This window comes from Actinoallomurus sp. CA-142502 (assembly GCF_050936355.1).
Taxonomy (GTDB): Bacteria; Actinomycetota; Actinomycetes; order Streptosporangiales; family Streptosporangiaceae; genus Actinoallomurus; species Actinoallomurus iriomotensis.
Genome location: NZ_JBNJMY010000001.1, coordinates 2253928 through 2280044, shown reverse-complemented (window position 1 = coordinate 2280044; position 26117 = coordinate 2253928). Strand labels below are relative to the sequence as shown.

Here is a 26117-nt window from a genome sequence, read left to right as displayed (position 1 = left end):
CTCAACGCAAAGCGTTACAGCGACTGCTCGAACCAGACGACCTTGCCGGTCGGGGTGCGCTGGGTGCCCCAGCGTTCGGCGAGGGCGGTGACCAGTTGCAGGCCGCGGCCGTTCTCCGCGGTGACGTCGGCGCGGCGCAGCGCCGGGAGCTCGTGCCCGTCGTCGCGGACCTCGCACAGAAGAGAGTCGGTACGGATCAGGCGGAGTCCGATGTCGCCCGCGCCGTGGCGTACGGCGTTGGTGACCAGCTCGCTCACCAGCAGCTCGACCGTGTCGGCCAGTTCGGTCAGCCCCCAGGTCGCCAGGGCCTCGCGGACCAGCTCGCGGGAGTGGCGGACGCGGACCGGGAGCGCGTCGAACGTCCAGGAGATGACGTCGTCCTTGGGTATGCCCTTGAACCGCACCGCGAGCAGCGCGATGTCGTCGTCGCGCGGACGGTTGGCGCCGAAGCCGTCGATCAGGGTCTGGCACACGCTCTCCAGGGGCTGCGGCGGGCCGCTGAGGTACTCCCGCAGCGCGGCGAGGCCCACGTCGATGGCCTGGCCCCGGCGTTCGACCAGGCCGTCGGTGCACAGCACGAACTGGCTGTCGTCCTCCACCTCGAACTCGGCGGTCTCGAACGCGACGCCGCCGACGCCGATCGGCGCGCCGGAGGGTACGTCGAGCAGCTCGCTGTCGCCGAACGGCGAGACCAGCACCGGCGGGAGGTGCCCGGCGTTGGCCACCTCGCAGCGCCGCGCCACCGGGTCGTACACGACGTAGATGCAGGTCGCGATGTACTCGTCGCCGAGCCGGCGGGCGAGGTCGTCGAGCTGGCGCAGCAGCCGGCCCGGCGGCAGGTCCTGCGCGGCCAGGGTGCGCACGGCCGTGCGGAACTGGCCCATGATCGCCGCTGAGGTCATGCCGTGTCCCATGACGTCGCCCACGACGAGCGCCAGCCGGCCGCCCGGGAGCGGGATCGCGTCGAACCAGTCGCCGCCCACGCGCACGGCCTCGTTGGCCGGGACGTAGCGGTAGCAGATCTGCGCGCCGGCGACGACGGGCGGCGCGTCGGGCAGCATGGTCTTCTGCAGCTCTCTCGCCGCGCGGCTCTCGCGCCGGTAGAGCCGCCCGTTGTCGACGCAGACCGCCGCGCGACGGCAGAGCTCCTCCACCATCGCGACGTCGAACTGGTCGAACGCCGGACGGTCGGGCCGCCGCAGCAGCGTGAGGTTGCCCAGCGCGGTGCCGCGGGCGATCAGCGGGGAGACGAGGAGCGCGCGGCCCTGCAGCAGCGGCCGGAAGTCGCGATCGGCGAAACGGGCCGACATCCGGCGCGCGAACCGCTCGCTGACCTTGGGAACGCTGACGCTGTGCCCGGTCAGCAGGCTCTGGGTGAACGGAGTGGCGGCGGGCAGGCGGAGCTTCTCGTCGCGCGGCACCAGGTCGTCCCAGCGCCCGTACGCGTCGTCGTGGCTCACCGCCACGCGTACGGCCGTGGGCGACTCGTCGGGGGTCAGCGGGGGCAGCTCCTGGTCGGAGACGATCGACTCGAGGAGCTGGACGTCGGCGAAGTCGGCGAAGCGCGGCACCAGCGCGGTGCACAGCGCCGCCGCGGTCTGCACCGGGTCGAGCGTGTCGACGATCCGGCTGCCCGCGTCGTTGAGGAAGTCGAGCCGCTCCTGGGCCGCCGACCGGTCGAGCGCGCGTACGGGCGCCGTCGCGCGCCGCGGCTCGCCGACCTTGGTGATGCGCTGCTCCGGGGACGGCGGGGTGCCGAAGTAGGCCGCGAACGGCAGCCGCGCGGTGACGCTGACGTTGACCGCGGGATAGCCGCGGATGAGGACCTGGCGGACGATCGATTCGGCGGCGCCGGGCGGCATGGCCGGCAGCATCTCGGTCAGCCGCCGGCCGAGCATCGACGGGTCGGCGCCGCCGGGAGGCAGGAGGGTCGGCTCGACGCGCAGGAGGCGTACGCCGCTCTCGCTGGTCAGCGGGGTCGGGGAGGGGGCCTTGACGAGGACGTCGCCCAGCGCGAGGCCGGGCCCGCCGTCGCGCAGCCGGTTGGCGTCGGCGGCGATCGCCAGGACGCGGGCCCGGTCGGGGCCGCTGAGCGGATAGACCCACCAGGCGACCTCGCGGAGCGGGCCGTCGTCCATGGCCGGGACCAGGAAGGCGCCGGTCCAGGCGTGCCTGATGCGGGAGCCGCCGGGCTCGAACGCGTCACCGTGCTCCTGCGGCAGCCGCAGGAGCGTACGCAGCGGGCGGCCGGCGGCCTCCTCGTGCGCTAATCCGAAGATCTCGTCCGCGGTGTGGCTCCAGTGGGTCACGTGGCCGAGGTCGTTGAGGAGGATCACGGCCATGGGGGCGAGGCCGAGCAGATGCTCGTGCAGCAGACGGGGCGAGCCCGCGACCGCGGGACGAGCGACGGCATGGCGACGTTTCACCGGCAAGGACACCTCCCCGAACGAGCGCTTCGCACAGCCCCCCTGCACCCGTTGTGAGGGGCACGCTACAGACCGCGCGGCATATTCGCCTCGGTTTTCGCCCCAACGTCATGGGACCGGCCAGGCCAGCGGGTCCCAGCAGCCCCGTCCGCCTCCCGGCTGAGTGCGCGCTCACCGACGCGGCGGGCCCTGGTAGCGTTCGAGACGAAGATCGAGGTGGAGGTCGCATGTCCGGCTCGATGCGCATCCGCATCCTCGCGGCGGCCGTCTCCGTCATGCGAGAGCGCGGGGTCGCGAACACCACGACCAAGGAGATCGCTCGCGTCGCCGGGGTGGCCGAGGGCAGCATCTACAACCACTTCGCCGACAAGACGGAGCTCGTCGCGGCGTCCATGGCCGAGGTGGCCGGCGGCATCCGCGACGCCCTCACCCGCCTGTCCGAGCGGGTCGGCCAGAACTCGGTGGAGGACAACCTCGCCGAACTCGCCGAGGCCCAGATCGCCTTCTTCACCGACGTGTTGCCGATCACCGGCGCGGTCCTGGGCGACCGTGACCTGTGCGCCCGGTCGCGCGACCGCGCGCCGGAGTCGCCCGACGATTCTCCCCCGGGCCCGGTTCTCAGCCACGCCGCGGTGATCGCCTACCTGGAGGCCGAACGCGACGGGGGACGCCTGGCCACCTGGGCCCGTCCGCCGTACCTCGCCGCCCTCCTGATCGGCGCGTGCCAGCAGTACGCCTTGCTGCGGCTCCTGACGCCGCCCGAGGCCATGACCGAGGTCGCGGGTCTGCCCGCCGATCCGGCGGAGTACGCCCGCCAGGTCGCCCACACCGTCATGGCCGGCCACCACGCCCGCCGCGCCCGCCCCCGGTAACGGTCCGCTCCGCCTACCCGGAGTGGTCGTTCCGACGCCTCAGGTTTCTCAGCTCCACGTCCGGTCTTCCCATGTTGTTCCAGGTCACGTACGATTTGGGGTGGAAGCGCCGGAACGCGGAAACGTCCGGACCAGCACAGACCGTGACCAAAACCACTTTTCACGGATGGCATGTCCGCGTTAGAATCATTGCTCGTGGCAAACGCCGCGGATCGGGCGTAACACTGCCCCGGCGCCCTCCAGCGCGGCCCGCTCCCTCGGGCCTCTGGTCGGCGGCCATGTCCCGTTTTCCCTTGGGCGATGAAGCCGACAGCCGCACAGGGTCCTGCTCTGTGCCCGGAGTCCGTACCTCCATCCGTGCCCCCGGCCCGGCTCCGGTTCCTGACAACCGCAGGGCGAAGGCTCGCCCAGCTCAGCACCCTACGGAGCGAGTATGACCACAGCGGCACCCGCAGCGGGCCGCCAGCACGACGAGCGCTACGAACGCGACGTCAGGCCGCTCATCGACCCGCTGTACGCCAGCGCGGTGCGTATGACGCGCAACCCCACTGACGCCGAGGACCTCGTGCAGGAGACCCTCGCCAAGGCCTACGTGAACTTCCACCAGTTCGAGGAGGGCACGAACCTCAAGGCCTGGATGCATCGGATCCTCACCAACAACTTCATCAACACCTACCGCAAGAAGCAGCGCGAACCCCAGCGCGCCGGCACCGAGGAGATCGAGGACTGGCAGCTCGCCCGCGCCGAGTCGCACACCTCGACCGGGCTGCGCTCGGCCGAGCACGAGGCGCTCGACCGGCTGCCCGACTCCGACGTGGTCAAGGCGCTGCGCGCGCTCGCCCCCGAGTTCCGTACGGCCGTCTACCTGGCCGACATCGAGGGCTACCCGTACAAGGAGATCGCCACGATGATGGGCACGCCCATCGGCACGGTGATGTCGCGACTGCACCGGGGCCGCCGCCAGCTCCGCGAGCAGCTCCAGGCGTACGCCCCTCGCGTGAGCGTCGTACGCGCCGCGTGACCCGCTGGGCCCTCAGGAGGCCTGGACCCGGAGATAGCCGGTGAGCTGCTCGTAGCGCTGCCAGCCCTCCTGTTGCCGTCCGTCGCCCAGGGGGTACCACATCGCCGTGTCGCCGATCCGCTGCCCGGGCACACCGGGCGGTCCCGGCGCGGTGCCGCTCACGGCCAGGCCGATCGGCGCCGCCGGTCCGACCCAGCGCGGCCCGGTGGTGAGATCGGTCAGTCCCGGGCTGAGCTGGACGAAGCACGAGACCAGGGGGAACTCCGCGGCGAGCGCGCCGATGACCGTCGACAGCGACCCGACCGGCGCCTCGCGGGGATCGGTGTAGCCGATCACCAGCGTGACCGCCTCCTCGGCCGCGTCGTCCACCTGCGACAGCAACATCGTGCCGACCGCGGGGCGACCGCCGCCCCCGCCCACCACGGTCAGCCAGATCGCGGCGGAGACGCGTGAGCTGAACATCTCGCCCAGGTCCTCGAGCCGCCACACCGCCGTCGCGGGCTCGGAGGTGCCCCATCCGCCGGGCGTCTCCCCCGTGAGCGACCGGCACAGCTGCTCCGCCGCGCCGCCGATCGCGCCGCCCTCCGGGTGCCGTACGCGGAAGGTCAGCGTCAGCTGGGCGCCGACCGGCGCGGCCGGAGGCGTCGTGTAGGTCGGCGCGTACGCCCGCGCCTGCGGGTCGACGACGAAGGCCTCGCCGTCCCACAGCAGGGGTACGCCCGTGAGCCCGTCATAGTGGCCGCCGTCGGCGCGGACGACCCAGCGGCTGTTCGGCCCGGTCAGCACGAGCCGCAGCGGCATCGTGATCCGCGACTCGGGCGGCGTCACGACCTGCAGGCCACGCCCGGTCTCGCTGCACAGCCGGAGCCCCTCGGCGAGCCAGGTGGTGAACGGCACGACCGGCCGCTCCTGGAGCACCACCATCGCCTTCGGGGTCAGAGCGTCGACGGCCGGGTGGGTCACCGGGTCTCCTCCGCGGGCCAGACGATGCCGCCCTGCCAGTGCACGATGTCCTGGGCGAACCTGCGCGCGATGCGCCGGGCCTCCGGCATCCCGGCGGCGGCGCGTACCTCCACCCACCAGGCCGGCAGCCGTACCCTCTCCGCCGGCTGCGTACCGAGCAGGCGCTCCACCTCACCGGGCACGCGCACCAGCTCCGGCGCCTCGATCGAGACGAGGAGCCGTCCCTCGGGATCGTAGAGATGGCGGGCGCCCGGGCCGGCCTCGACCATCCGCAGCGCCTCACCGAAGGCGATCATGCCCTCCACGACCGTGGGAATGTCGGGCTCGTTCCGCACCAACGCGATGATGTCGCTGGTCAAGGCCGCGAACCTCCTTTTCTCCGGTCGGGGTCAGACATCGAGGGCCCGGCCGAAGGCCTCGAGTGCGATGCGTATCGCCGCGGCCCTCGTCTCCTGGCCGATCCGGGCGGACTCTACCGCCGTTCCGGTCGCGAGGTGCCGGTCGTACGGCATGTGCACGACCGGCATTCCGCCGCCGCTGAGGAGCTGCCCGGCCCTGGTCAGGTCGGCGTCGACGTGGGGCGTGTGCGTGACGAACGCGATCACGGTGCGGGTCAGCAGGTGCTGGTAGCCGTTGCGGGCCTGCCACTCGAGGGCGCCGCGCGCGCTGAGCGCCCCGTCGACCGTGCCGGGCGTCACCATCACCTGCGCGTGCGCGTCGGCGAGGATGCCGCGTTGCAGCTCCGGCAGCAGCCCGGCGCCGCAGTCGATCACCAGGGCCGCGAAGTAGCGGCTCATCGCGCTCGCGACGGTCTTGAACTTGGCCAGGTCGAGTTCGTGGGTGATCTGCCCGTCCGCGGTCCCCGACAGCACCCAGAGCCCGTCGGCCGTGCGCCCGAGGAAGGACGCCGTCTCCTCGAAGCTCCGCGGCCCGGACTCGGCCAGGTCGTGCAGCGACCGCTCGATCCGGAGGCCGAGGCGCAGCGGCAGGGAGCCGAGGCCGGAGTCGGCGTCGACGGCGAGCACGCGGTCCTTGCGGTACTGCGCGAGCGCCGTGCCGGTGAGCCCCGCGATGGTGGTCTTGCCCGCGCCACCGCGGATGCTCGTCACCGCGATGTGCCGGCAGGAGGACACCGGACGGCTCAGGATCTGCGCCACATCCGCGGTCCGGCGTATCTCGTCGGCGGCGGCGGTGCCCATCGCCCGGCGCACGCCGCGGGACATGCGCCGCATCAGCGGGTCGCCGTGCACCGATCGGCGTACGAGATCCTGCGGCACCGGCCTGCCGGGCTGCGGAGGCGCGGCGGGCTGCGGAGGCGCCGAGCCCGGCGGCCCGGGGTCGCGCCGCCAGGCCTCCGCGTCGGACCGGTCCCACGCCTGGGGCGGCTGCTGCGCCTGGTCCTCCGGCGGCGGCTCGGTGCCCCAGGGCGTCTTGGCGACCAGGCCCCAGTGGGTCTGCGACGCCAGCTCCCAGGCGGACGCCTGGTTGGGACCGGCGTCCTCCTGCTGCTCGAGTGCCTGGTCGGGCCAGCCGTTCATCGACGGCTCGTCGCGCGGGCTCTTCTGCGGCTCCGGCGGCTGCTCCCACGTGGGCGGGCTCCAGGCGGGGCGCTGCTCGGCGGGCGTGGCCGCGGGCGGCTCCGCCTGCGGGCGCGGTCTCGGCTCGTCCCACACGGTCTGCGGGGCCGCCGGGACCGGTCGCCCTCCGTCGTGAGTGGCGGCGTCCTGAGAGGCGGCGCCCTGGTCCGGCGCGGGCGAGGGTCCCGGCTCGTCCCATCGCGTCGCGGACGGCGCCGGGACCGGTCGGCCCTCGTCCGTACGGGCCGCGCCTCCGGGATCCGGCGCGGGCATGGCGGGTGGCGGCTGCGGTCCCGGCTCGTCCGAGGGCATCGCGACGGGCGCGGCGACCGGCCGGTCATCGTCCTTATGAGGGGCGTTTTCCCGGGTCGGCGGGGACTGGGCGGGTGTTTCGCGCGGGTTTTCCGGGGGCGATGCCGGGTGGCCGTCCGTGAGCGCGGATGACCGGCCGGAATCGGGAGTCACCAGCCCGGACAACGGCATACCGAGCTCGGCAAGCGCGGTGGCCTGCCAGTCAGGCTCGGACAACGTCTTCCCCTCGGCGCACAGCAGGCTGACAACACGGATTGCTCCCGATCCTATCGGCGTAAGCCCCCTCTGGCCTCCACAAACGGCACCCCATCATGATTACCGTGTGAGATCGATGCGCTACAGTATGCGACTGAGGAGCCGCCGAAAACAGGCGGTCTTTTTCGGGGGGAAAAACCGACATGCGACGAATATTGGCTACTTCCATAGCCGCGGCCATTCCGGCCATGCTTCCGGTAAGTGCGGTCCACGCCTATTCCAAGCCGGCGCCTCCGCCCGCGGCGAGTGGCCATTCCAAGGTGCGGGCGCACGGCCACGGACGCACCTCGCACAACCGGCCCGTGTCCGAGGGCGAGACGCACGGCCGTCCGGACAACGACGTGAAGGTCGACGCGGACGACGGCGGCGGCCCGTCCGACGCCGCTCCGCAGAACGCCGCGCCGGAGCACGGCACCGGCCGCACCCACAACGCCACCGGCTCGCACGGCCGGCCGGCCCGGCCCGTCCGCAACAGGCCGACCTCTTCGCGGCCGGGCACCGGCCCGGACAGCTCGTTCGCCGACGCCGACGACCCGGCGCTCCCGCCGGAGGCCGCCGCGGCGGTCAAGGAGGCCGACGAACTGCAGGACTCCGCCGGCCAGGCCAACGCCCCGGCCGACAACGCACCGAAGCAGGGCTCGGCGCCCGCCGGCGCCGCTCCGGCCGCTCCGGCGCAGCCCGGCGGCGCGACCCGCCCGCAGGGCCCGGTCTCCGACCAGAGCACCAACCAGACGGCGGGCCGCCAGCTCGGCCGGGCACGCGCTCCGAAGTCCATGCCGGTCGCGTTCTTCAGCGGCAAGCCGGCGGCGCAGGGCTCGCGCCTGGTGCTGCACACCACCGCCGGGAACACGCCCGAGCGCACCGTCACGCTGCAGTGCTACCCGACGGGCGGCACGCACCCGAAGGCCGCCCAGGCCTGCGCCGACGTCGCCCGGGCCGGTGGCGACCTGGCGCAGATGCCCGCCAACGCCAACCCGCGGGCGTGCTTCATGATCTACTCGCCCGTCACGGTCACCGCACAGGGCCAGTGGCATGGCCAGGCCGTTCGGTACACCAAGAAATTCCCGAACACCTGCGTGATGCGCGACAAGACGGGTTCGGTCTTCGACTTCTGAGCCGGGCCCGGTGAGAAGTTCGAATAAGTACCGCACGCTTGGGTAAGCGGGCGCTTGACGGACGAGAGGAGTCGGTCATGGCGTCGAGGGTTCACCGGCCGGTGCACTGGCGAGTGCATGAGGTCATGACGCCAAGACCCGTCACCCTTCCTCTGGACGCTCCGCTTACCGAGGCGGCACGACTGATGCGCGACGAGAACGTCGGCGACGTCCTCGTCACTCAGGACGGCATGCTCTGCGGCCTGCTGACCGATCGCGACATCGTCGTGCGCGCGGTGGCCGAAGGACGGGACCTGACCGCCACACGCCTCGCCGACGTCTGCAGCGCGGGCATCGTGACGGTCAGCCCGGACGAGGCCGCCGAGGTCGCGCTGCGGCTCATGCGCGACCGCGCCGTCCGGCGGCTTCCCGTCGTCGAGGACGGCCGGCCGGTGGGCGTCGTCTCGGTCGGGGATCTGACCTCCGACCGAGACGAGGCCTCCGACCGAGAACGAGAACAGGACACCGGCCGGAACGAGAACTCCGAGCACGCCCGCCGGAGCGCGTCCCCCACGCTCACCCACTGACACCGGCCGGCCCACGGGATCGCCCGGGCGCGGACGCTCGACGCCGTACAGCGGCTACCGTGAATCCGTGGCGTTCGAAACGCAGATCAGCAGCGAGCTGGCGACCCAGGTCGCCCGGCTCGGCCTCGTGCAGGAGGCGTCCGCGACCGTGGCACTGCGGCGCATCACCGAGCTGGCCACCCGTGCCGTCCACGGATGCGCCGGAGCCACCGCCGTACGCTGGAGCACGGGCGAGGCGTCCGAGCCGCTCGACCAGGCCGGCACCCATCCCCACCTGGCCTACCTCAGCGAGATCCAGTGCGTCCGCGGGGCCGGGCCCATCTACGACGCGGCCCGCAGCGAGACACCGATCTTCTGCGGCGACACACTCGCCGAGACCCGCTGGCCGGAGTACACGCCCCTCGCGTTGCAGCGCGGCGTCCGATGCTTCGCCGACACCGTCTACCGCACCGGCCCAGTGATCGTCACCCTCACCATGTACGGCGTGGTGCCCGGGGCGCTCGACCGGCGCGAGCTCAGCCTGGGCGCGCTGCTCGCCGCCCAGGGCGGCGCCGCGGTGTCGAACACCCGCCTGTACGAGGACGCGCACCGCACCGCCACCCAGCTGCGCCAGGCGGTCGAGGCGCGTTCCATCGTCGACCAGGCCAAGGGCGTGCTGATGCATGCGATGGGCTGCGACGCGGACACCGCGTTCGCCGAGCTCAAGCGCATCTCCCAGACCCGGCACGTCAAGTTGACCGCGATCGCCCAGCGGATCGTCTCCGGCAGCCGCACGGAGACCTCCGGGCACCACTAGTCCCAGGACTCCGCCCTCTTCGAGACAGGTTCCAGTCAGAGATTCGCCCGCTTTCGGAGGCGGGTTAGAGTTACGCACAGCCGACCGACCCCGACCGATCCGACCGACCCGCCAGCCGGAGGGCAGCATTCCCGACCAGCGACCACCCGAGTCTCTTCGTCCTGAGGCACTCCGCGCCGAGATCGCCGCTCTGGAGGGCCGGGCCGGAGAGCTGAGCAGTGCGGCGTTGCTGCCGGACGCCGACCGGGCCGCGCTGCTCGACGCCGCCCTGACCGACCTCGAACGCGCCGTGACGGCGTTGCGGACGGTGGGGGCCGACCAGACCTCCACCCAGGCGAAGAACGAGGTGGCCGACGGTGAGCGCCGGCTGCTGCGCACCGTCTTCCAGGACGCGCCGGTGCCCCTCTTCCTGCTCGAGCGCGACGGCACCGTACGCCGCGTCAACCGCCAGGCCGGGGCGCTGCTCGGCTCCTCGGCCGGTTACCTCACCGGCAAGCCGTTCCCGACGTTCTGCGACCTGGCGACGCGGGCCACGGTCGGCTCGCACATCGCCGGAGTGTTCCACTCGGGCCGCCGGAAGCGTTCACGGGTGCGGCTCCTGTCGGGGCACGGCCCGGTCGAGGTGGACGTGACGTTCGCCCGCGTCTGGGTGACCGGTGAGCCGGACCCGCTGGTGGTCGCGGCCACCGCCCCCGCGACGCGCGAGCCGGCCGCCCAGGATCTGCCGCAGCAGGCCACCGCCACCCACGACGCCGTGGCCACGGTCGTCCACCGCATGGACGTGCTGTCCACGGCCACCGGCATGCTCCTGGACGACGACTCCTTCACCGAGTCCGTGGCCGTACGCCGCTGCGCGCGGCTGCTGGCCGCCGAGCTGGCCGACTGGGTCCTCATCGACCTCGAACGCGACGAGCGGCTTCTGCGGCAGGTGGTGATCGGCCCGGACGACGAGCGCAGCGCCGAGGTCGCCCGGACGCTGGAGGACCTCGACCCGGCCCCGGACACCCTGCCGGCCACCGTGCACGTCTCGGGCCGATCCGTGCTCCAGGCGCACCTCGACGATCTGGGCGTACTCGGCATGAGTCCGACCGGGCCTCCGGTGTGCGGGCTGATCCAGGCGTCGTCGCTGATCTGCGTGCCGCTGGACGACGGCGAGCGGTGCCACGGCACCCTGACGCTCGCCGTCTCCGGCGAGCAGGGCCCGTTCGACCTGATGGACCTCGGCCTGGTCGAGCGGCTCGCCCGCAACCTCGCCCTGGTCATCCGGGCGGGGCGGCGCTACCGCCGCCGTGCGGTGGTCGCCGAGCGGTTGCGCGCCGGTCTGCTGCCGCGTGAGCTGCCATCCGTGCCGGGGGCGGAGGTGGCGGGCCGCCACCATCCGGCGACCCGCGACACCGGCTTCGGCGGCGACTTCTATGAGGTGTTCCCCACGGGCTCGGGCTGGGGCATGGTCCTCGGCGACGTGTGCGGCAAGGGCGAGGACGCCGCGGCGGTGACGGCCACCGCCAAGAACGGCATCCGGCTGCTCTCCCGCTGGAATCCCAAGCCGACCGAGGTCCTGTCGATGATGAACGACGCGCTCATCGACGACGAGCGCTTCGTCACCGCCGTGATGGCCTACCTCGAGCCGCGCGACCACGGCATGGCGATGACGGTGGCCAGTGCCGGGCACCCGCCGGCGATCCTGATCCGCCGTGACGGCGTCATCCGCACGACGAGCGGCGGCGGTTTCCCGCTGGGCCTGTTCGAGGACGACTTCGGGGTCGGCGTCGAGCAGCTCGACCTGGAGCCCGGCGACACGCTGTTCCTCTACTCCGACGGCGTGCCCGAGGTGTCGGACCCGGCGCAGACCCGGTTCGGGCACGAGCGGCTCATCGAGATCCTCGCCGCCCACGGCGAGCAGCCCGTCGCCGATGTCGTGCTGGCCGTGGAGAGCGCCCTGCTGGACTTCTCCGGCGGTGACCTGCGCGATGACGTGTCGATGCTCGCGCTCCGGGTGACCGGCTGAGCCGGGCTCGGTGATCTTTTTTCAACAAGATCCGGGTGATCGTGTTTAGACCGGTGCCCGGCAGGTAAAGTGACATAGCAAGTAACCGTGCCTAAGACGCAGGCACACCACGGGAGGGCGGTATATCCGCCCTCGACTTCCGGAGGGTGTGCATGCGTACTTCAAGCCTTTTCGCCAGCGCGAGGCTGACGCACGCGTTCTCCTCCTTGATCGCCGACACGGACGTACGTCCGGCGGCGGGGCGCACGCTCACGCTCTTCTCCGGTCGTGAGAGCCGGCGCTCATATCTCTCCCCCCTCGGTCGTCGCGACGCCCTGCCTCGTCCGGCCGGACGAGGCCCGTCGCCCACGGCCACCCAGACGAACCCCCTCCCCAGGGATATTCAGGAGTCAGCCCGATGAACATAGTCATGGTCTCCGTTCACACGAACCCCGTCGCCACGGAAGCCTCGTCGCACGAAGGCGTTCGCGTCCACGTCGCCGAGCTGGCGCGCGAGCTCGGCCGCCAGGGACATCGGGTCACCATCTACACGCGCCGCGACGGCCTCGGTTCCGGTGAGCGGGTCCGCCTCGCGCCGCGGGTGAACGTGGAGTTCATCTCCGCCGGCAACGCTCTGCCGATGTCGGAGCAGGAGGTCCTCCCCCATATCCGGGAGTTCGCCGACAAGCTGGCCAAGCGCCTGGTCGCGGGCCGTCCCGACGTCATCCACGCGCACCACTGGCTGAGCGGCCTCGTCGCGATGTCCGCCGCCGACGGCCTCGACATCCCCATCGTCCAGAGCTTCCACGGCCTGGCCTCCCTCCGGCGAGGGGGCGAGGTCTCCCCGGCCCGCCTGCGCGTGGAGCGGGCCATCAGCCGCAGCGTCGACGCGCTGGTCGCGACCACCGAGACCGAGTGCGACGAGCTCACCCGCCTCGGCGTCACGCGCAAGCGCATCGCCTGCGTGCCGTCCGGCGTCGACAGCGAGCGTTTCACGCCGCAGGGCCGCACTCTTCTCCCCCGCAGCGAGAACCCGCGCATCGTCATGCTGTCGCGGCGGTTCGCCGAGGACGGCGTGACCACCGCCATCAAGGCGCTCTCCCGCATCCCCGACGCCGAGCTGGTCGTGGCCGGCGGGCCGGCTCCCGACGAGCTCGACGGCGACCCCGGCATCCACCGGCTGCGGATCGCGGCGAAGGAGGCCGGCGTGGACGAGCGGGTCACCTTCCTCGGCCGGGTCGACCCCGACGACGTTCCCGGCCTGCTGCGGTCGGCGGACCTGACGGTCAGCCTGCCCTCGTACCAGTCCTTCGGCCGGGTGCCGGTCGAGTCGATGGCCTGCGGCACGCCGGTGGTCGTCACTCCCGTCGGCGGCCACCTCGACACGGTGATCGACGACGTGACCGGCGTCTACGCGCGGCCCGGCCGGCCGGCCGAGCTGGCCCAGCGCATCCGCAACCTGCTCGCCGAGCGCACCCACCTGACCGCTCTGGGGATCGGCGGCGCCGACCGGGTACGGGCCCGCTACTCCTGGGAGCGGGTCGCCAACGAGACCCTCAAGGCCTATGAGTCCGTGCTCCCGGCCGCCGAGCCCGAGCAGGACGTGCACGAGGAGGAGGAACTGGAGCTGGCCGTCGCGAGCTGACGCCCGGCACAGAGAAGACCCGGGAGCGACCGCTCCCGGGTCTTTCCGTTCGCCCGTTTCGGCACCGGCGCGTACGGCTCAGGCGTAGGCGAGCTCAGTACGAGCGGGCGTACAGGATCCGCTTGCCGTACGCGGACGGCTCGCCGCAGCGGAAGCAGACGCCGTGCTCTTCGGGCGCGTCGCTCGGGATGACGCGCGGCGTCGCCGCCGTGTCGGCCTTGATGGCGTCCTCGCAGTCGGTGCGGCCGCAGTGGAACACGCGCGCCCAGCCCTGGGAGACCTGGTCCGGGAAGGCGTCCCAGCTCTCGACGTCGGCGGTGTGCTCGTCGCGGAACCGCTCCGCGCGGGTGTAGAGGAAGGCCTGGAAGTCGTCGAGGATGCCGGGCATCAACTCCGCGGCGCGGTCGAGCGGGATCTGCTCCTTGCCCTGGTCGCCGAGGCGGCGAGCCAGCGTCACCACCCCGCCGTCGAGGTCGCGCGGGCCGATCTCGAGCCGCACCGGGACGCCGCGCAGCTCCCACTCGTTGAACTTGTAGCCCGGACGCAGCTGCGACCGGTCGTCGACGTGCACCCGCACCCCGGCCCGCTTGAGCTCACCGGCCAGGTCACGGGCTGCCGCGGCGGTGCGCTCGGCGGCCTCGTCGCGGCCGATCGGCACGATCACCACCTGGTACGGCGCGATCCGCGGGGGCAGCACGAGGCCCTTGTCGTCGCCGTGCGTCATGATCACGCCGCCGAGCATGCGCGTGGACATGCCCCAGGAGGTCGTGTGGGCGTGAACGAGCTTGCCGTCCTCGTCCTGGTAGGTGATGTCGAAGACCTTGGCGAAGTTGGTGCCGAGGTAGTGGGACGTGCCGGACTGCAGGGCCCGGCCGTCGCGCATCATGCCCTCGATCGTGTAGGTGCGCTCCGCACCGGCGAACCGCTCGCTCGGGGTCTTCTCGCCCTCGATCACCGGGATCGCCGCCAGCTCGCGCGCCAGGCCGGCGTACGCGCCGAGGGCCCACATGGTCTCGCGCATCGCGTCCTCTTCGTCGGCGTGCGCGGTGTGGCCCTCCTGCCAGAGGAACTCGGTCGTGCGCAGGAACATGCGCGGGCGCAGCTCCCACCGCACGACGTTGGCCCACTGGTTGAGCAGCAGCGGCAGGTCGCGGTGCGACTCGATCCACTTGGCCATGTACTCGCCGATGACGGTCTCGGAGGTGGGCCGCACGACCAGCGGCTCCTCCAGCTCCTTGCCACCGGCGACGGTCACGACGGCCAGCTCGGGCGAGAAGCCCTCGACGTGCTCGGCCTCGCGTTTGAAGTAGGACTCCGGGATGAACATCGGGAAGCAGGCATTGCCGTGCCCGGCCTCTTTGATGCGCCCGTCGAGGTCGGCCTGCAGCAGCTCCCACATCCGGTAGCCGTACGGCCGGATGACCATGGTGCCGCGCACGGGGCCGCGGTCGACGAGCTCGGCCTGGATGACGAGTTCGTTGTACCAGGCGGAGAAGTCTTCAGACTGAGGAGTTACACCTTCCCGACTCACGCTGCCGAGCGTACCGGCCCACGGCACCCCATGTGGACGACCGGCTCAGGCGAGCCCCCTTATGTCCCTCACACAGGCGGGCGGTCTAGCGTACAGAACGTGCCAGACGAGCCCACGCCCGAGGCCGAGTCCTCGGCGGAGAAGGAGCCCCGGAAGCGCAACCGGTCCTTTCTCCGCGAACTGCCCATCCTCATCGGCGTAGCACTCGTGCTGTCGCTGCTGATCAAGACGTTCCTGGTGCAGGCGTTCTTCATCCCGTCCGAGTCGATGGAGCGCACCCTCCACGGCTGCGCGGGCTGCACCGGCGACCGGATCCTCGTGGAGAAGATCAGCTATCGCGTGGGCGACCCCAAGCCCGGCGACATCGTGGTGTTCCGCGCCCCGCCCGCCTGGGAGCCGGAGACCCGCGTCGCCAAGCCGACGAACCCGGTCCGCCGCGCGGTCAACTGGGTCGGCGCGGCGTTCGGCGTCCCACAGCCGAATGAGAAGGACCTGGTCAAGCGGGTGATCGCCGTGGGCGGCCAGACCGTACGGTGCTGTGACGCGCAGGGCCGGGTGCTCGTCGACGGGCACCCGCTGGACGAGCCGTACGTCTACCAGGACGATCATCGGCAGTTCGGGCCGATCACGGTCCCGCCCGGGCGGCTCTGGGTCATGGGCGACCACCGCTCGGACTCCGCGGACTCCCGATTCCACCTCGACGACGGGCACGACGGCACGGTCCCGGCGGGCAACGTGATCGGCCGCGCCTTCGTGATCATCTGGCCGCCGTCCCGCTGGAACAGCCTGCTCTCGACCAGGTCGTGACGACCGCCCGGGCGCCGGCCGCGACCACGGTCGCGGCCGTCCGGGACGGCGGGCCGCTCGGGCATGCCGCGGTTGGTGGCGTTCCCGGGGCTCCCGTTCGTCCTGCCCGCCCACCCGACGGGCCGGGCCGCGCCACGACCGGCCTGGCCGGTGTCGGCCGCGATGTCCTGCCTGATCGGGTGGTCGCCGCGCGACCCGTGCAGCGTGGCCGACATCGTGATCGCTGATCACCCGCCTGTCCTGAGACGGAGAGCCGGGCCTGGCGTGGCGGGACCGCCGGTGGCCCGTGTCGTGCTGGGGCGCGCCGCCGGGCCGGGCGTCGGTGGCGTGGTCGTTCGGGTGGTCCTGGTGCTGTTCTTCGTGCCCGCGCCGCCGGTGGGTACGGCCTGATCGCCGGGGTCCCCGAAGACGCTCCCGGGCCGGGCCGTGTGGATGGCCGCCGGATCGGCGGCGCCGCCCTCACCCGCCTTGCCGCGGCTGCCGGAGGTGGCCGGGCCGTTCTCCGCCACGGGCGCCCTCCTCGACCGGCGGGCCGGACGCCCCACGACCTGACCGCGGCGGGCCGAGGCGGAAAATCGTTTGGGCGTCTCCGGCTGATGGCCCAGACTTGGCGGGCGTGGGCCACGTCGAAGTCGCGCATCTCGACCACACGCTTCCGGACGGGCGGGTGCTCCTCTCCGACGCCTCGTTCCGGGTCGGCGACGGGTCGGTGGCGGCGCTGGTCGGGCCCAACGGCGCCGGCAAGACGACCCTGCTCCGCCTCGTGGCGGGCGACCTGGAGCCGCAGAGCGGCTCGGTCGTGCGCAGCGGCGGCCTGGGCGTGATGCGCCAGTTCATCGGCAACATCCGCGACGAGTCGACGGTCCATGACCTGCTCGTGTCCACCGCGCCGCAGCGGGTGCGCGACGCGGCGGCCGCTCTGGAGCGGGCCGAGCTGGCCATGATGGAGCGCGACGACGAGCCCACCCAGCTGCGCTACGCCAAGGCCCTCACCGACTGGGGCGACGCGGGCGGGTACGACGCCGAGGTGCTCTGGGACGCCTGCTGCGTCGCCGCGCTCGGCGCGCCGTACGACCGCACCCGCTACCGCGACGTGAAGACCCTGTCGGGCGGTGAGCAGAAGCGCCTCGTGCTGGAGGCGCTGTTCCGCGGCGCCGACGAGGTGCTGCTGCTCGACGAGCCCGACAACTACCTCGACGTCCCCGGCAAGCTCTGGCTGGAGGAGCGGCTGCGCGAGACGCGCAAGACGGTGCTGCTCGTGTCGCACGACCGCGAGTTGCTCGCGCGCGCGGCGCGGCAGATCGTCACGGTGGAGGCCGGAGCCGTCTGGACGCACGGCGGCGGTTTCGCCACCTACGCCGAGGCACGGCGCGAGCGGAACGAACGGCTGGAGGAGCTGCGGCGGCGCTGGGACGAGGAGCACGCCAAGCTCAGGGCGCTCGTGCAGATGTTCAAGCAGAAGGCGGCCTACAACTCCGACATGGCGTCCCGATACCAGGCGGCGCAGACGCGGCTGCGCCGGTTCGAGGAGGCGGGGCCGCCGGAGATCCCGCCGCGTGACCAGAACCTCAAGATGCGCCTGCGCGGCGGCCGTACCGGCAAACGCGCCGTGATCTGCGAGGCGCTGGAGCTGACCGGCCTGATGCGGCCGTTCGACACCGAGATCTGGTACGGCGAGCGCGTCGCGGTGCTCGGCTCGAACGGCTCGGGCAAGAGCCACTACCTGCGGCTCCTGGCCGGTGAGGACGTGGCGCACACGGGCGTGGCCCGGCTGGGGGCGCGCGTGGTGCCGGGGCTGTTCGCCCAGACCCACGCACGGCCGGAGCTCCGGGGGCGCACGCCGGCGGAGATCCTGATGACCGAGCACGCCCGGCTGCGCAACGAGGCGATGTCCGCGCTGTCCCGTTATGAGCTGAACTACTGCGGCGACCAGCCGTTCGAGACGCTGTCGGGCGGGCAGCAGGCGCGGTTGCAGATCCTGCTGCTGGAGATGAGCGGCTGCACGCTGCTGCTGCTCGACGAGCCGACCGACAACCTCGACCTGGCCAGCGCCGAGGCCCTGCAGCAGGGCCTGGAGGCCTACGACGGCACCGTGCTGGCGGTCACGCACGACCGGTGGTTCGCGCGGTCGTTCGACCGGTTCCTGGTGTTCGGCGGCGACGGCACCGTGTACGAGACGGCCGAGCCGGTGTGGGACGAGACCCGCGTCGACCGTCCGCGCTGACCGGGCGTCCACGGCGGGCCGCGCACGGCCCCGGCGGCGCGGCCTCCCTCGCCCGGCCCGGCCGGCTGCCGGGATCGCCCGGCCGACCCGATGAGGCGGTGATCCGCGAGGTCGGTCCCGCCCGTGGCGTACCGGGGACCACGGCCCCCGCGCGGCGCTCAGCCGGCCGGCTCCGAGTCGAACTCGATTTTCACCTCGTCCGCCAGCCGGAGCTGGCCGAACAGCGCGGAGTACGGCTTGATCCCCCAGCGCGACTGGACGACGGTCGCCTCCCCGGTCAGCCGCTCGCCGGAGATCCGGCCGTGCACGGTGACCGGCCGGGTGACGTCCATGATCGTCAGCTCGCCCTCGATGGTGAACGCCGAGGGCGTGCCCGATACTTCGGTGGACCGGAACCGGATCACCGGGTGGGCACGCGTCTTCAGGATCTTCTCGCGGACGGTCTTGAGGATCTCGATCCGGTCGGCGGCGGTGAGCGCCATGACACCGCCGCCGCCCTCGACGACCTCGAATGACGCGGGATCCATCTCGGCGGTCACCGCGCAGGCGGACGGATCATCGAGATCGATGGCCGCCTCGCCGGACCAGCGTGTGACCTCGATGGTCAGGTCGTGGCCGGCCCGGCGGCCGAGCCCGCTCCGGCCCGTGCGCAGCCGGAGGGTCCCCGACGCGGGACCGAGTGCGTACGTGCCGCTGGTCAGCGCCATGGACGCCACACTACGGCCGTCTCGGCGGGCCCTGCGGGCGTCCGAGCGGAACTCAATGCTCGGTGAGCAGCCCGATGGCCCGGACGATCTCGCCCAGGGTGTGGAACTCCTGACCCTCGGGCAGCCCGGAGACGGCGTCGACGACCGAGTCGGGGGCCCGGTGGGACCGCAGGTGGGTCAGCAGCCGTGCCCGGTCGGCGGGGAACACGGTCGGCGGCAGATGCCGGGTCAGCGCGGCACGACGCGCGACGTCCGCGGGTGACATGCCGCGCGGCGGCGTCCGATGGCGCTCCGGTGGCGCGTCACCGCTCTCCTGCCCGCCCTCCCGGACGCGGCCGGTGCCGTTCCTGCTCAGGCTTTCGGTCTCCTTGTGCAGGTAGTCGTCGCGGACCGGACCCTGCTTGTCGCTCTCGCGGTGCATAGACCTCACCTTTCGCGTCCCTCTCAGGCGCCCCTGCGCGCTGGCGTTTCCGGGTCTACCTCCTTCGGGCCACGGCAGCGGAACGGAGCGCCGGATGCTCCACCTGGCACAGGGCGGTCGCCGCGCGACCCCCTGTGAGCCGCCGTACCCGAGCCGGGCCACGGCGAACCCTCACCCGCGACGACCTGCGAAGTCTTCCCGATCAAGCGCTCGGCGGGTCCTCTTCGGCCGGGGGCTCGGGCAGGGGACGCCGGCTGGGCTCGGCGACCTGGGGCGGCCCGAACACGGCCAGCGCCGCGCGCTTCTTGGTGATCTCCACCGGGCCGTCGGCCGCACCGAGCTCGCCGTCGCAGGCGAGGCGCAGCGAGCCGTCGGTGCCGCTCAGGCGCAGGGAGGTGGTGCGCCAGGTCTTGTAGTCGGGCATCAGGTGCAGGTGCCCGATGAGCAGCGCGGCGACAGCCCGTGACTTGCCGATATGCCGTTTGGCGCCGATCAGCCGTACGTCGAGCAGGCCGTCGGCCAGGTGCTCGCGCCAGGTCGGCGCGACGCCGTAGGAGCCGTACCGGCAGTTGCCGATGAAGGCGAACCACACGCGCAGCCGCCGCCCCTCGACGTACACCTCCGTCGGCTCGGTGTGCCGCAGGACGCGGACCGCGGCCACCGCGAGCGCGGGCCACTTGCCCAGGCGGTTCTCCATGCGCCGGCGCAGGTCGACCAGTTCGGTGTACGCGCCGAAGCTCGCCGTGTTGAGGAACGGGCGCCGCCCCGCGCAGGCGACGTCGACCCGGACGACGGCGCCCGACCGGTAGGCCTCGATCGCGTCCTTGGCGGTCTCCAGGCCGATCGCGCGGGCGAAGTGGTTCAGCGTGCCGCCGGGGATCACCAGCAGTGGCAGCCCGCGCTCGACGGCGATCTCGGCCCCGGCGTTGACCGTGCCGTCGCCGCCGCAGACCCCGAGCACGGTCGCCCGGTCCGCGGCGTCGCCGAGCGTCTTGCCCAGGTCCTCACCGGCCTCGACGATCTCCGCCTCCGGCAGCTCTGCACGGAGCAGACGTGTGACGTCGCCGCCGCCCGCGTCGTTGTTGATCACCACGACGACGCCGGCGCCGTCGGATGAGATGCCCTGGACGGCTTCGGCCGGCATGGACCACACGGCTCCGGCGGGCGCGGGACGGGTGGGCCAGACCAGCCGGGTCGTCGCGGCGGCCACCGCACCGAGCGCCAGACCGGCCAGGACGTCGCCCGGGTAGTGCGCGCCGGTGTAGACCCGCGAGAAGGCCACCCCGGCGGCGCCCGCCGCGACGGGAAGCACGACGGACGCGGGCGCCTCCATCGCCAGCGCGCCGGTGAACGCCGCGGCCGCAGCCGAGTGCCCGGAGGGGAAGGACGGGGACGTCGGCAGCCGCCACCGCACCCGCGCGGCGGGAAGCGCGGTGCCGCGCCCCACGCTCGTCGGCAGGCCGGCCAGCTCGATCAGCGGACGGCGGCGGCGGAACATCTGCTTGCCGACGAGATTGGCGATCGGGCTGGTCAGGCTCAGCGCGAACACGCCGCGCAGCGCCGCCCGGCGCAGCCGCGGCTGTCGCGTCACGGCCAGTCCGCCGGCGACACCCAGCCACAGCAGGGAGTGGTCGGCGACTCTGGACAGGCGAGGGAGGACGTACTCGAAACCGGGGAGCCGCGCCGCGGCCACCGCGTCGAAGGCGCGCTGGTCGAGCCGGCCCGCTCTTTGCAACAGGGGCATGCGAGCCTCTATCCCCCGTCGCGGTCAAGATATGTCCGGGGTTATCCAAGGTCAGTGGCATCGTCGGGGGCCGGACGGCACACCCGGGCTCGGTATCCCGATTACCTCCCGATCACGCCGAAGATCACATTCTCGCCATGCATCTCACCGAACGTCGATGCCGGGGCTCTGTCTGCAATAGGCTCATCCGCATGAGTCACCCGGAACGGCTCGGAGCCTCGGGTGGCGGACCGGCCAACGCGATCGCGGAGCCCCCTCACATGAACGGGCATGGCTCGCTGGCCGACTTCGCCACCGCGCAGGGGCTCAAGCAGAGCGCCGCCCGCCCCCCGATGGGCTCGTACATTCGCCAGGTCTGGCAGCGTCGCCACTTCATCTGGGCGTTCGCCTCGGCCAAGAACATCGCGATGTACACCGAGTCGCGCCTCGGCCAGGTATGGCAGGTCCTCACGCCGCTGCTCAACGCCGCGGTGTACTACCTGATCTTCGGCCTGCTGCTCGGTGTCAGCCGCGGCCTGCCGCGCAACACGTTCATCCCGTTCCTGGTCTGCGGTGTCTTCGTCTTCACCTTCACCCAGCGGTCGGTGCAGACGGGCGCCAAGTCGGTCGGTGACAACCTGTCGCTGATCCGCGCCCTGCACTTCCCGCGGGCGAGCCTGCCGCTGGCGTACACCATCATCGAGCTGCAGCAGCTCCTCGTCTCGATGGTCGTGCTCTTCGTCATCGTGCTCGGCTTCGGCGAGCCGCTGACCCTCGACTGGTTGCTGCTGATCCCGGTCCTGATGATGCAGGTGCTGTTCAACGTCGGGATGAGCCTCGTACTCGCCCGCATCGGCGCGTTCAACCGAGACATCCAGCAGCTGCTGCCGTTCATCATGCGGACCTGGCTCTACTTCTCCGGCATCATCTACAGCCTGTCCGGGCTGATGAAGTCGCCCAAGATCCACCACCACCCGTGGATCGGGCACGTCCTCGAGGCCAACCCCGGATACGTCTACGTCGAGCTGTCACGGCTCTCCATCCTCGACAGCTACCGCGGCTACGTGCACGAGAAGCTGCACGAGCAGACGGACCATCTGTGGTGGTACGGCCTGGGTTGGGCGATCGTGGTGTTCGTCGTAGGGTTCTGGTTCTTCTTCCGCGCCGAGGAGAGGTACGGCCGTGGCTGACGTCAAGGAGAAGCTCAAGGTGTCCGAGTACGCGGCACCGCGGGTGACCATCGACCAGACCCGCGAGCCGATCGTCGTCGTCGACGATCTGCACATCAAGTACCGGGTGTACGGCGCCGGCGGCAAGGGCAACGCCGCGAGCGCCTTCATCCGCGTGCTCCGCCGCGAGCACCGCCCGACGATGAAGGTGGTCCACGCGATCCGCGGGCTGTCCTTCGTCGCCTACAAGGGTGACGCCATCGGCGTCATCGGCACGAACGGCTCGGGCAAGTCGACGCTGCTCAAGGCCATCGCCGGCCTGCTGCCCCCGGAGAGCGGCGGCGTCTACACCTCCGGCCAGCCGTCGCTGCTCGGCGTCAACGCCGCCCTGATGAACGACCTCACCGGCGAGCGCAACATCGTCCTCGGCTGCCTGGCGATGGGCATGTCCCCCGACCAGGTCAAGCAGAAGTACGACGAGATCGTGAAGTTCGCCGGGCTCAAGGAGGGCTTCATCCAGCTCCCCATGCGGGCCTACTCCTCCGGCATGGGCTCGCGGCTGCGGTTCGCCATCGCCGCCTCCAAGTCCCACGACGTGCTGCTCATTGACGAAGCGCTGGCCACCGGCGACGCCAAGTTCCGCCGCAAGAGCGCCAAGAAGATCGACGAACTGCGCGAAGAGGCCGGCGCCGTCTTCCTCGTCGCCCACCAGCTCGACTCGATCCGCGAGATGTGCAACCGGGTGCTGTGGATCGACGAGGGCACGCTGGTGATGGACGGCGAGACCGACGCCGTCGTCGACGCCTACACCGAGGCCACCGGCAAGTAACCCCCGCCTTCGGAAGCCCGAGCCCCGCATGAGGGGCTCGGGCTTCACGCTTCGTGAGCCGCCGTTCACCGGAAAAGCAGGTTTGGCGAACGACTTTCCGGGCCGCTCCGAACCGTGCCGAACTGCCCCTTTATGCCGGCCCGCCGCCGATCTACCTTCGAGGGAGACGCTACTTCCGAGAGAGGCGGGGGGTTGGCACCGAGCAGCGAACGGCCCGGCGAGCAGCCCGGCGAACACAGTGGCAGCGAACACAGTGGCCGGCACCGCCGGCGAGCGGGCCGGCCGTGAGGCGCCGCGACGAGGCGGGCACGGCGGCGAAGGCCGTCGAGGCCCGGGGTCTCGTCAAGGTGTACGAGGGGCGCCGTGACCGGCAGGTCCGGGCGCTCGACGGCATCGACGTGTCCTCGAACCAGGGTGAGTACCTCGTGCTGCTCGGCCCCTCGGGCTGCGGCAAGACCACGCTGTTGCGCACCATCGCGGGTCTGGAGCGGCCGACCGAGGGCGAGGTGTACATCGGCGGCCAGCTCGTCAACGGGCTGCCGCCGCGGATCCGCCGGGTCGCGATGGTCCTCCAGTCCTACGCGCTCTATCCGCACAAGACCGTTCACAGCAACATCGAGTTCCCGCTGAAGGCCGAGAACGTCCCGCGTCACCTGCGCGAGCGCAAGATCCGCTGGGCGGCCGACCTCCTCGGCATCCCGGACCTGCTCGGCCGTAGGCCCCGGCAGCTGTCCGGCGGTGAACGCCAGCGGGTCGCGCTGGCCCGTGCCCTCGTCCGAGAGCCGGCCGTCTTCCTGCTCGACGAGCCCCTGTCGGGGCTGGACGCCAAGCTGCGTGCCACCACCCGCGACGAGCTGAAACGCTTCCAGCGGCAGATCGGCACCGCGACGATCTACGTGACGCACGACCAGGAAGAGGCGATGGGCCTCGGCGACCGGGTCGCGGTGCTGGACGCCGGGCGGCTGCGCCAGGTCGGCACGCCGCGCGACATCTACGACGAGCCGGCCGACACGTTCGTGGCGACGTTCGTCGGCTCTCCCCCGATGAACCTCGTGCAGCGCGCCAACCGGCTCGTCGGCTTCCGGCCCGAGCATCTGCTGCCGGCGGAGAACGTCGCGTACGACTCCCGCGTCACCATGCCGCTGCGGATCGAGCGCATCGAGTACCTGTCCGGCGACCGTCACGTCTACGGCACGGTGACGAAGATCGGCACGGAGACGCGTGTGATCGCGCGGCTGCCCGCGACCGTCATCACGCCGCTGGCGCCCGGCGAGACGCACGAGTTCGCGGTGCCGGGCGACCGGCTGCGCTTCTTCGACGCCGAGTACGGCATCCGTACCGCGCCGGTACGGATCGGCGGTTGAGCGGCACACGGGCGCGCGCCGGCGAACGGACGCGCCTCACCGACCGCGAGGGGTTCTTGGCCTGGGCGTTCCTGCTGCCCACGATCGTCTACCTGACCGCGCTGGTGGTGGCGCCGTTCGGGCTGACGGTGGCGTTCGCGTTCTCCCGCTCGACGAGCGACGCGCCGTCGTACCGGTTCGGCGGGCTGCGCGGCTTCCGCGCGGTGTTCGGCGACGACGTCTTCTGGCGGTCGCTGCTCGACACTCTCGCCCTGACCTGCGTCTCGGTCGTTCTCGTCGTGGTCCTCGGGACGGTCCTCGCGCACGTACTGCGCGCCGACCTCCGCTTCCGGCGCACCGTGCGCACGCTGGTCCTGCTGCCCTGGACGACGCCGGTCGCGCTGTCGGCGATCTCCTGGCGCTGGCTGCTCGGTCCGGCCGGCTCGCCCGTGGAGCGGGTGCTCCGCGGCGCCTCACTGCTGCACGGCGGCGGGTCGCCGCTCGGGCGTACGGGGCCCGCGGCGGTCGTGGTGGTGGCCGCGCACGTCTGGCGGCTGACGCCGCTCGCCGCCGTCATCGTGGCCGCCGGGCTGAACGCCGTGCCGTCCGGTGTGTGGGACGCCGCGCGTCTCGACGGGGCCGGTTTCTGGCGGCGTCTCTTCGGCGTGACGGTGCCGCTGACGCTTCCGGTGACCGCGGTGGCCGCGGTGTTCACGGCGGCCATCACGTTCGCGGACATGGCCGTGGTCCGGATGCTGACCGGCGGCGGGCCGCACGACTCGACCCAGGTACTGCCCACGCTCGCGTACCTGCGCGGCGTCGAGGGCGGGGACATCGGCGCCGGGGCGGCGGCGTCCCTGTTCCTGCTGCCGCTGTTCCTCGCCGGTGTGGTCGTGGCGCTCCGGGCCGTACGGCGGGCGGAGGCGATCCGGTGACCCCGGTGAACGGGCTGGCGGCGCGCACGGCGGCGCGGGAAATGCTGCGCCAGCGGCGGCTGGCGGCCGTGCGGCAGGTCGTGGTCCGCGTGACGGTCTACGTCGTCGCGACGGTCGCCGCGCTGGTGTGCGCGGCGCCGTTCCTGTGGGGCCTGGTGACCGCGTTCGAACGCGGCACGCCCGGCGCGCGGCACCGGCCGACCACCGAGCACGTCCGCGCGCTGTTCCACTCGACGCGCTTCCCGACGTTCGTGGTGAACACCCTGGTGGTCGGCGGTCTGGTCGTGGTCGTCACGCTGGCGCTCGCGCTGCCGGCGGCGTACGCGCTGTCCCGGCTGCACCGCTCGTGGGGCGGGCGGGCCGGGCTCGCGATCCTGCTGGTCTACCTCGTGCCTCCACCGCTGCTGTTCCTGTCGCTGTCGCGGGTGGTGGCGACGCTGGGGCTGGCCGACTCGATCTGGTCGCTCGTCCTCGTCCACCCGACCGTGACGGTCCCGGTGTCGGTCTGGCTGCTCGCGGCGTTCCTGCGCGGCGTGCCGGTCGACATCGAGGAACAGGCGATGGTCGACGGCCACAGCCGCTTCGGCGCGTTCGTCCGCGTCGTGGCGCCGCAGGTGCTGCCGGGGATCGCGGCCGTCGTGGTCCTCACCTTCACGCTGGCCGCCGGGGAGTTCACCTACGCGCTGACGTTCATCTGGTCGGACGCGAGCATGCCGGTGAGCACCGGGCTGCCGGCGCGGCTCGGCGGCGGCGACCCGATGCTGTGGCGGTCGGTGCAGAGCGGCGCGGTCTTCGTGGCCGTACCGCTCGCCATCGCGTGCGGGCTGTTCCTCGACCGGTTCGTCTCCGTCCTCGCGCAGGGCGCGCACCGGGACTGACGGCCGCCGCTCGGC

Annotated in this window: 23 protein-coding genes; 15 read left to right on the top strand and 8 right to left on the bottom strand. The window is 72.3% G+C overall.

Annotated features, from left to right (window positions below):
- Positions 1-14: 14 nt before the first annotated feature.
- Positions 15-2426 (bottom strand): ATP-binding SpoIIE family protein phosphatase, encoded by a 2412-nt coding sequence (locus ACQEV1_RS11135; RefSeq protein ID WP_285620231.1) that lies wholly within the window; start codon positions 2424-2426, stop codon positions 15-17.
- A gap of 227 nt (positions 2427-2653) precedes the next feature.
- On the opposite strand from ACQEV1_RS11135, the gene ACQEV1_RS11130 reads away from it, so the two are divergent.
- Together ACQEV1_RS11130 and ACQEV1_RS11125 are read left to right on the top strand one after the other, a co-directional pair.
- Complete coding sequence (locus ACQEV1_RS11130) at positions 2654-3298, top strand: TetR/AcrR family transcriptional regulator (protein ID WP_433393485.1); 645 nt, start codon at positions 2654-2656, stop codon at positions 3296-3298.
- Positions 3299-3731: 433 nt separating this feature from the next.
- Positions 3732-4319, top strand: coding sequence for a sigma-70 family RNA polymerase sigma factor (locus ACQEV1_RS11125; RefSeq protein WP_285568642.1), 588 nt, complete (start codon positions 3732-3734; stop codon positions 4317-4319).
- A 12-nt stretch (positions 4320-4331) separates the two neighbouring features.
- On the opposite strand, the gene ACQEV1_RS11120 is transcribed toward ACQEV1_RS11125, so the two are convergent.
- From ACQEV1_RS11120 to ACQEV1_RS11110, 3 genes are read right to left on the bottom strand one after another with little or no spacing between them, the layout of a single operon-like run.
- Positions 4332-5282, bottom strand: a complete 951-nt coding sequence (locus ACQEV1_RS11120) for a DUF6177 family protein (RefSeq protein ID WP_285620234.1) — start codon at positions 5280-5282, stop codon at positions 4332-4334.
- A complete protein-coding gene (locus ACQEV1_RS11115) occupies positions 5279-5641 on the bottom strand; it encodes a hypothetical protein (RefSeq protein WP_285620236.1) in 363 nt (120 codons plus the stop codon). Before ACQEV1_RS11115 ends, ACQEV1_RS11120 begins: the two co-directional genes overlap by 4 nt.
- Positions 5642-5671: 30 nt before the next feature.
- Complete coding sequence (locus tag ACQEV1_RS11110) at positions 5672-7132, bottom strand: hypothetical protein (RefSeq protein ID WP_433393482.1); 1461 nt, start codon at positions 7130-7132, stop codon at positions 5672-5674.
- A gap of 596 nt (positions 7133-7728) precedes the next feature.
- On the opposite strand from ACQEV1_RS11110, the gene ACQEV1_RS11105 reads away from it, so the two are divergent.
- The 5 genes from ACQEV1_RS11105 to ACQEV1_RS11085 all read left to right on the top strand — a co-directional run bounded on the left by ACQEV1_RS11105 (position 7729) and on the right by ACQEV1_RS11085 (position 13535).
- Positions 7729-8541 (top strand): SSI family serine proteinase inhibitor, encoded by an 813-nt coding sequence (locus tag ACQEV1_RS11105; RefSeq protein WP_433393480.1) that lies wholly within the window; start codon positions 7729-7731, stop codon positions 8539-8541.
- A 77-nt stretch (positions 8542-8618) separates the two neighbouring features.
- The gene (locus ACQEV1_RS11100) at positions 8619-9107 is read left to right on the top strand and encodes a CBS domain-containing protein (protein WP_433393478.1); all 489 of its coding nucleotides are present in this window, start codon (positions 8619-8621) and stop codon (positions 9105-9107) included.
- Between the two features lie 67 nt (positions 9108-9174).
- Positions 9175-9903, top strand: coding sequence for an ANTAR domain-containing protein (locus ACQEV1_RS11095; protein WP_285620242.1), 729 nt, complete (start codon positions 9175-9177; stop codon positions 9901-9903).
- Positions 9904-10129: 226 nt separating this feature from the next.
- Complete coding sequence (locus tag ACQEV1_RS11090) at positions 10130-11911, top strand: SpoIIE family protein phosphatase (protein ID WP_285620243.1); 1782 nt, start codon at positions 10130-10132, stop codon at positions 11909-11911.
- A gap of 397 nt (positions 11912-12308) precedes the next feature.
- Positions 12309-13535, top strand: coding sequence for a glycosyltransferase (locus tag ACQEV1_RS11085; protein WP_285620245.1), 1227 nt, complete (start codon positions 12309-12311; stop codon positions 13533-13535).
- Positions 13536-13629: 94 nt separating this feature from the next.
- Here the strand turns inward: ACQEV1_RS11085 and proS are convergent, their stop codons facing one another.
- On the bottom strand, positions 13630-15066 hold the full coding sequence (proS, locus tag ACQEV1_RS11080; protein ID WP_285620247.1) for a proline--tRNA ligase: 1437 nt from the start codon (positions 15064-15066) through the stop codon (positions 13630-13632).
- Between the two features lie 99 nt (positions 15067-15165).
- Between proS and lepB the strand changes: the two genes are divergently transcribed.
- The 3 genes from lepB to ACQEV1_RS11065 all read left to right on the top strand — a co-directional run bounded on the left by lepB (position 15166) and on the right by ACQEV1_RS11065 (position 18097).
- Positions 15166-15873 (top strand): signal peptidase I, encoded by a 708-nt coding sequence (lepB, locus tag ACQEV1_RS11075; RefSeq protein ID WP_285568629.1) that lies wholly within the window; start codon positions 15166-15168, stop codon positions 15871-15873.
- 63 nt (positions 15874-15936) lie between these two features.
- The gene (locus ACQEV1_RS11070; protein ID WP_285620249.1) at positions 15937-16263 is read left to right on the top strand and encodes a hypothetical protein; all 327 of its coding nucleotides are present in this window, start codon (positions 15937-15939) and stop codon (positions 16261-16263) included.
- Positions 16264-16489: 226 nt separating this feature from the next.
- A complete protein-coding gene (locus tag ACQEV1_RS11065; protein ID WP_285620251.1) occupies positions 16490-18097 on the top strand; it encodes an ABC-F family ATP-binding cassette domain-containing protein in 1608 nt (535 codons plus the stop codon).
- A gap of 158 nt (positions 18098-18255) precedes the next feature.
- Here the strand turns inward: ACQEV1_RS11065 and ACQEV1_RS11060 are convergent, their stop codons facing one another.
- The 3 genes from ACQEV1_RS11060 to ACQEV1_RS11050 all read right to left on the bottom strand — a co-directional run bounded on the left by ACQEV1_RS11060 (position 18256) and on the right by ACQEV1_RS11050 (position 20969).
- A complete protein-coding gene (locus ACQEV1_RS11060; RefSeq protein WP_285620252.1) occupies positions 18256-18804 on the bottom strand; it encodes a YceI family protein in 549 nt (182 codons plus the stop codon).
- Between the two features lie 52 nt (positions 18805-18856).
- Complete coding sequence (locus ACQEV1_RS11055) at positions 18857-19225, bottom strand: DUF2795 domain-containing protein (protein WP_285620253.1); 369 nt, start codon at positions 19223-19225, stop codon at positions 18857-18859.
- 202 nt (positions 19226-19427) lie between these two features.
- Positions 19428-20969 carry a bifunctional phosphatase PAP2/diacylglycerol kinase family protein gene (locus ACQEV1_RS11050; RefSeq protein ID WP_433393471.1) on the bottom strand — a complete coding sequence of 514 codons (1542 nt, stop codon included), beginning with the start codon at positions 20967-20969 and terminating at the stop codon, positions 19428-19430.
- 191 nt (positions 20970-21160) lie between these two features.
- Here ACQEV1_RS11050 and ACQEV1_RS11045 point away from each other — a divergent pair, with 191 nt between their 5' ends.
- The 5 genes from ACQEV1_RS11045 (at position 21161) to ACQEV1_RS11025 (ending at position 26102) form a co-directional block, all read left to right on the top strand.
- Positions 21161-22138 (top strand): ABC transporter permease, encoded by a 978-nt coding sequence (locus ACQEV1_RS11045; RefSeq protein ID WP_285620257.1) that lies wholly within the window; start codon positions 21161-21163, stop codon positions 22136-22138.
- On the top strand, positions 22131-22946 hold the full coding sequence (locus ACQEV1_RS11040; RefSeq protein ID WP_432705563.1) for an ABC transporter ATP-binding protein: 816 nt from the start codon (positions 22131-22133) through the stop codon (positions 22944-22946). Before ACQEV1_RS11045 ends, ACQEV1_RS11040 begins: the two co-directional genes overlap by 8 nt.
- Positions 22947-23230: 284 nt before the next feature.
- Positions 23231-24310, top strand: coding sequence for an ABC transporter ATP-binding protein (locus tag ACQEV1_RS11035; RefSeq protein WP_285620259.1), 1080 nt, complete (start codon positions 23231-23233; stop codon positions 24308-24310).
- Positions 24307-25224, top strand: a complete 918-nt coding sequence (locus ACQEV1_RS11030) for a carbohydrate ABC transporter permease (protein ID WP_433393468.1) — start codon at positions 24307-24309, stop codon at positions 25222-25224. Before ACQEV1_RS11035 ends, ACQEV1_RS11030 begins: the two co-directional genes overlap by 4 nt.
- On the top strand, positions 25221-26102 hold the full coding sequence (locus ACQEV1_RS11025) for a carbohydrate ABC transporter permease (protein ID WP_433393466.1): 882 nt from the start codon (positions 25221-25223) through the stop codon (positions 26100-26102). The genes ACQEV1_RS11030 and ACQEV1_RS11025 overlap by 4 nt, the downstream gene beginning before the upstream one ends.
- The last annotated feature ends 15 nt before the right edge of the window (positions 26103-26117 follow it).

Coding starts and splice junctions, on each gene's coding strand:
- ACQEV1_RS11045 (WP_285620257.1), top strand. CDS start 21,161: ATGAGTCACCCGGAACGGCTCGGAGCCTCGGGTGGCGGACCGGCCAAC.
- ACQEV1_RS11125 (WP_285568642.1), top strand. CDS start 3,732: ATGACCACAGCGGCACCCGCAGCGGGCCGCCAGCACGACGAGCGCTAC.
- ACQEV1_RS11055 (WP_285620253.1), bottom strand. CDS start 19,225: ATGCACCGCGAGAGCGACAAGCAGGGTCCGGTCCGCGACGACTACCTG.
- ACQEV1_RS11060 (WP_285620252.1), bottom strand. CDS start 18,804: ATGGCGCTGACCAGCGGCACGTACGCACTCGGTCCCGCGTCGGGGACC.
- ACQEV1_RS11100 (WP_433393478.1), top strand. CDS start 8,619: ATGGCGTCGAGGGTTCACCGGCCGGTGCACTGGCGAGTGCATGAGGTC.
- ACQEV1_RS11050 (WP_433393471.1), bottom strand. CDS start 20,969: ATGCCCCTGTTGCAAAGAGCGGGCCGGCTCGACCAGCGCGCCTTCGAC.
- ACQEV1_RS11085 (WP_285620245.1), top strand. CDS start 12,309: ATGAACATAGTCATGGTCTCCGTTCACACGAACCCCGTCGCCACGGAA.
- ACQEV1_RS11130 (WP_433393485.1), top strand. CDS start 2,654: ATGTCCGGCTCGATGCGCATCCGCATCCTCGCGGCGGCCGTCTCCGTC.
- ACQEV1_RS11110 (WP_433393482.1), bottom strand. CDS start 7,132: ATGCCCGCGCCGGATCCCGGAGGCGCGGCCCGTACGGACGAGGGCCGA.
- ACQEV1_RS11070 (WP_285620249.1), top strand. CDS start 15,937: ATGCCGCGGTTGGTGGCGTTCCCGGGGCTCCCGTTCGTCCTGCCCGCC.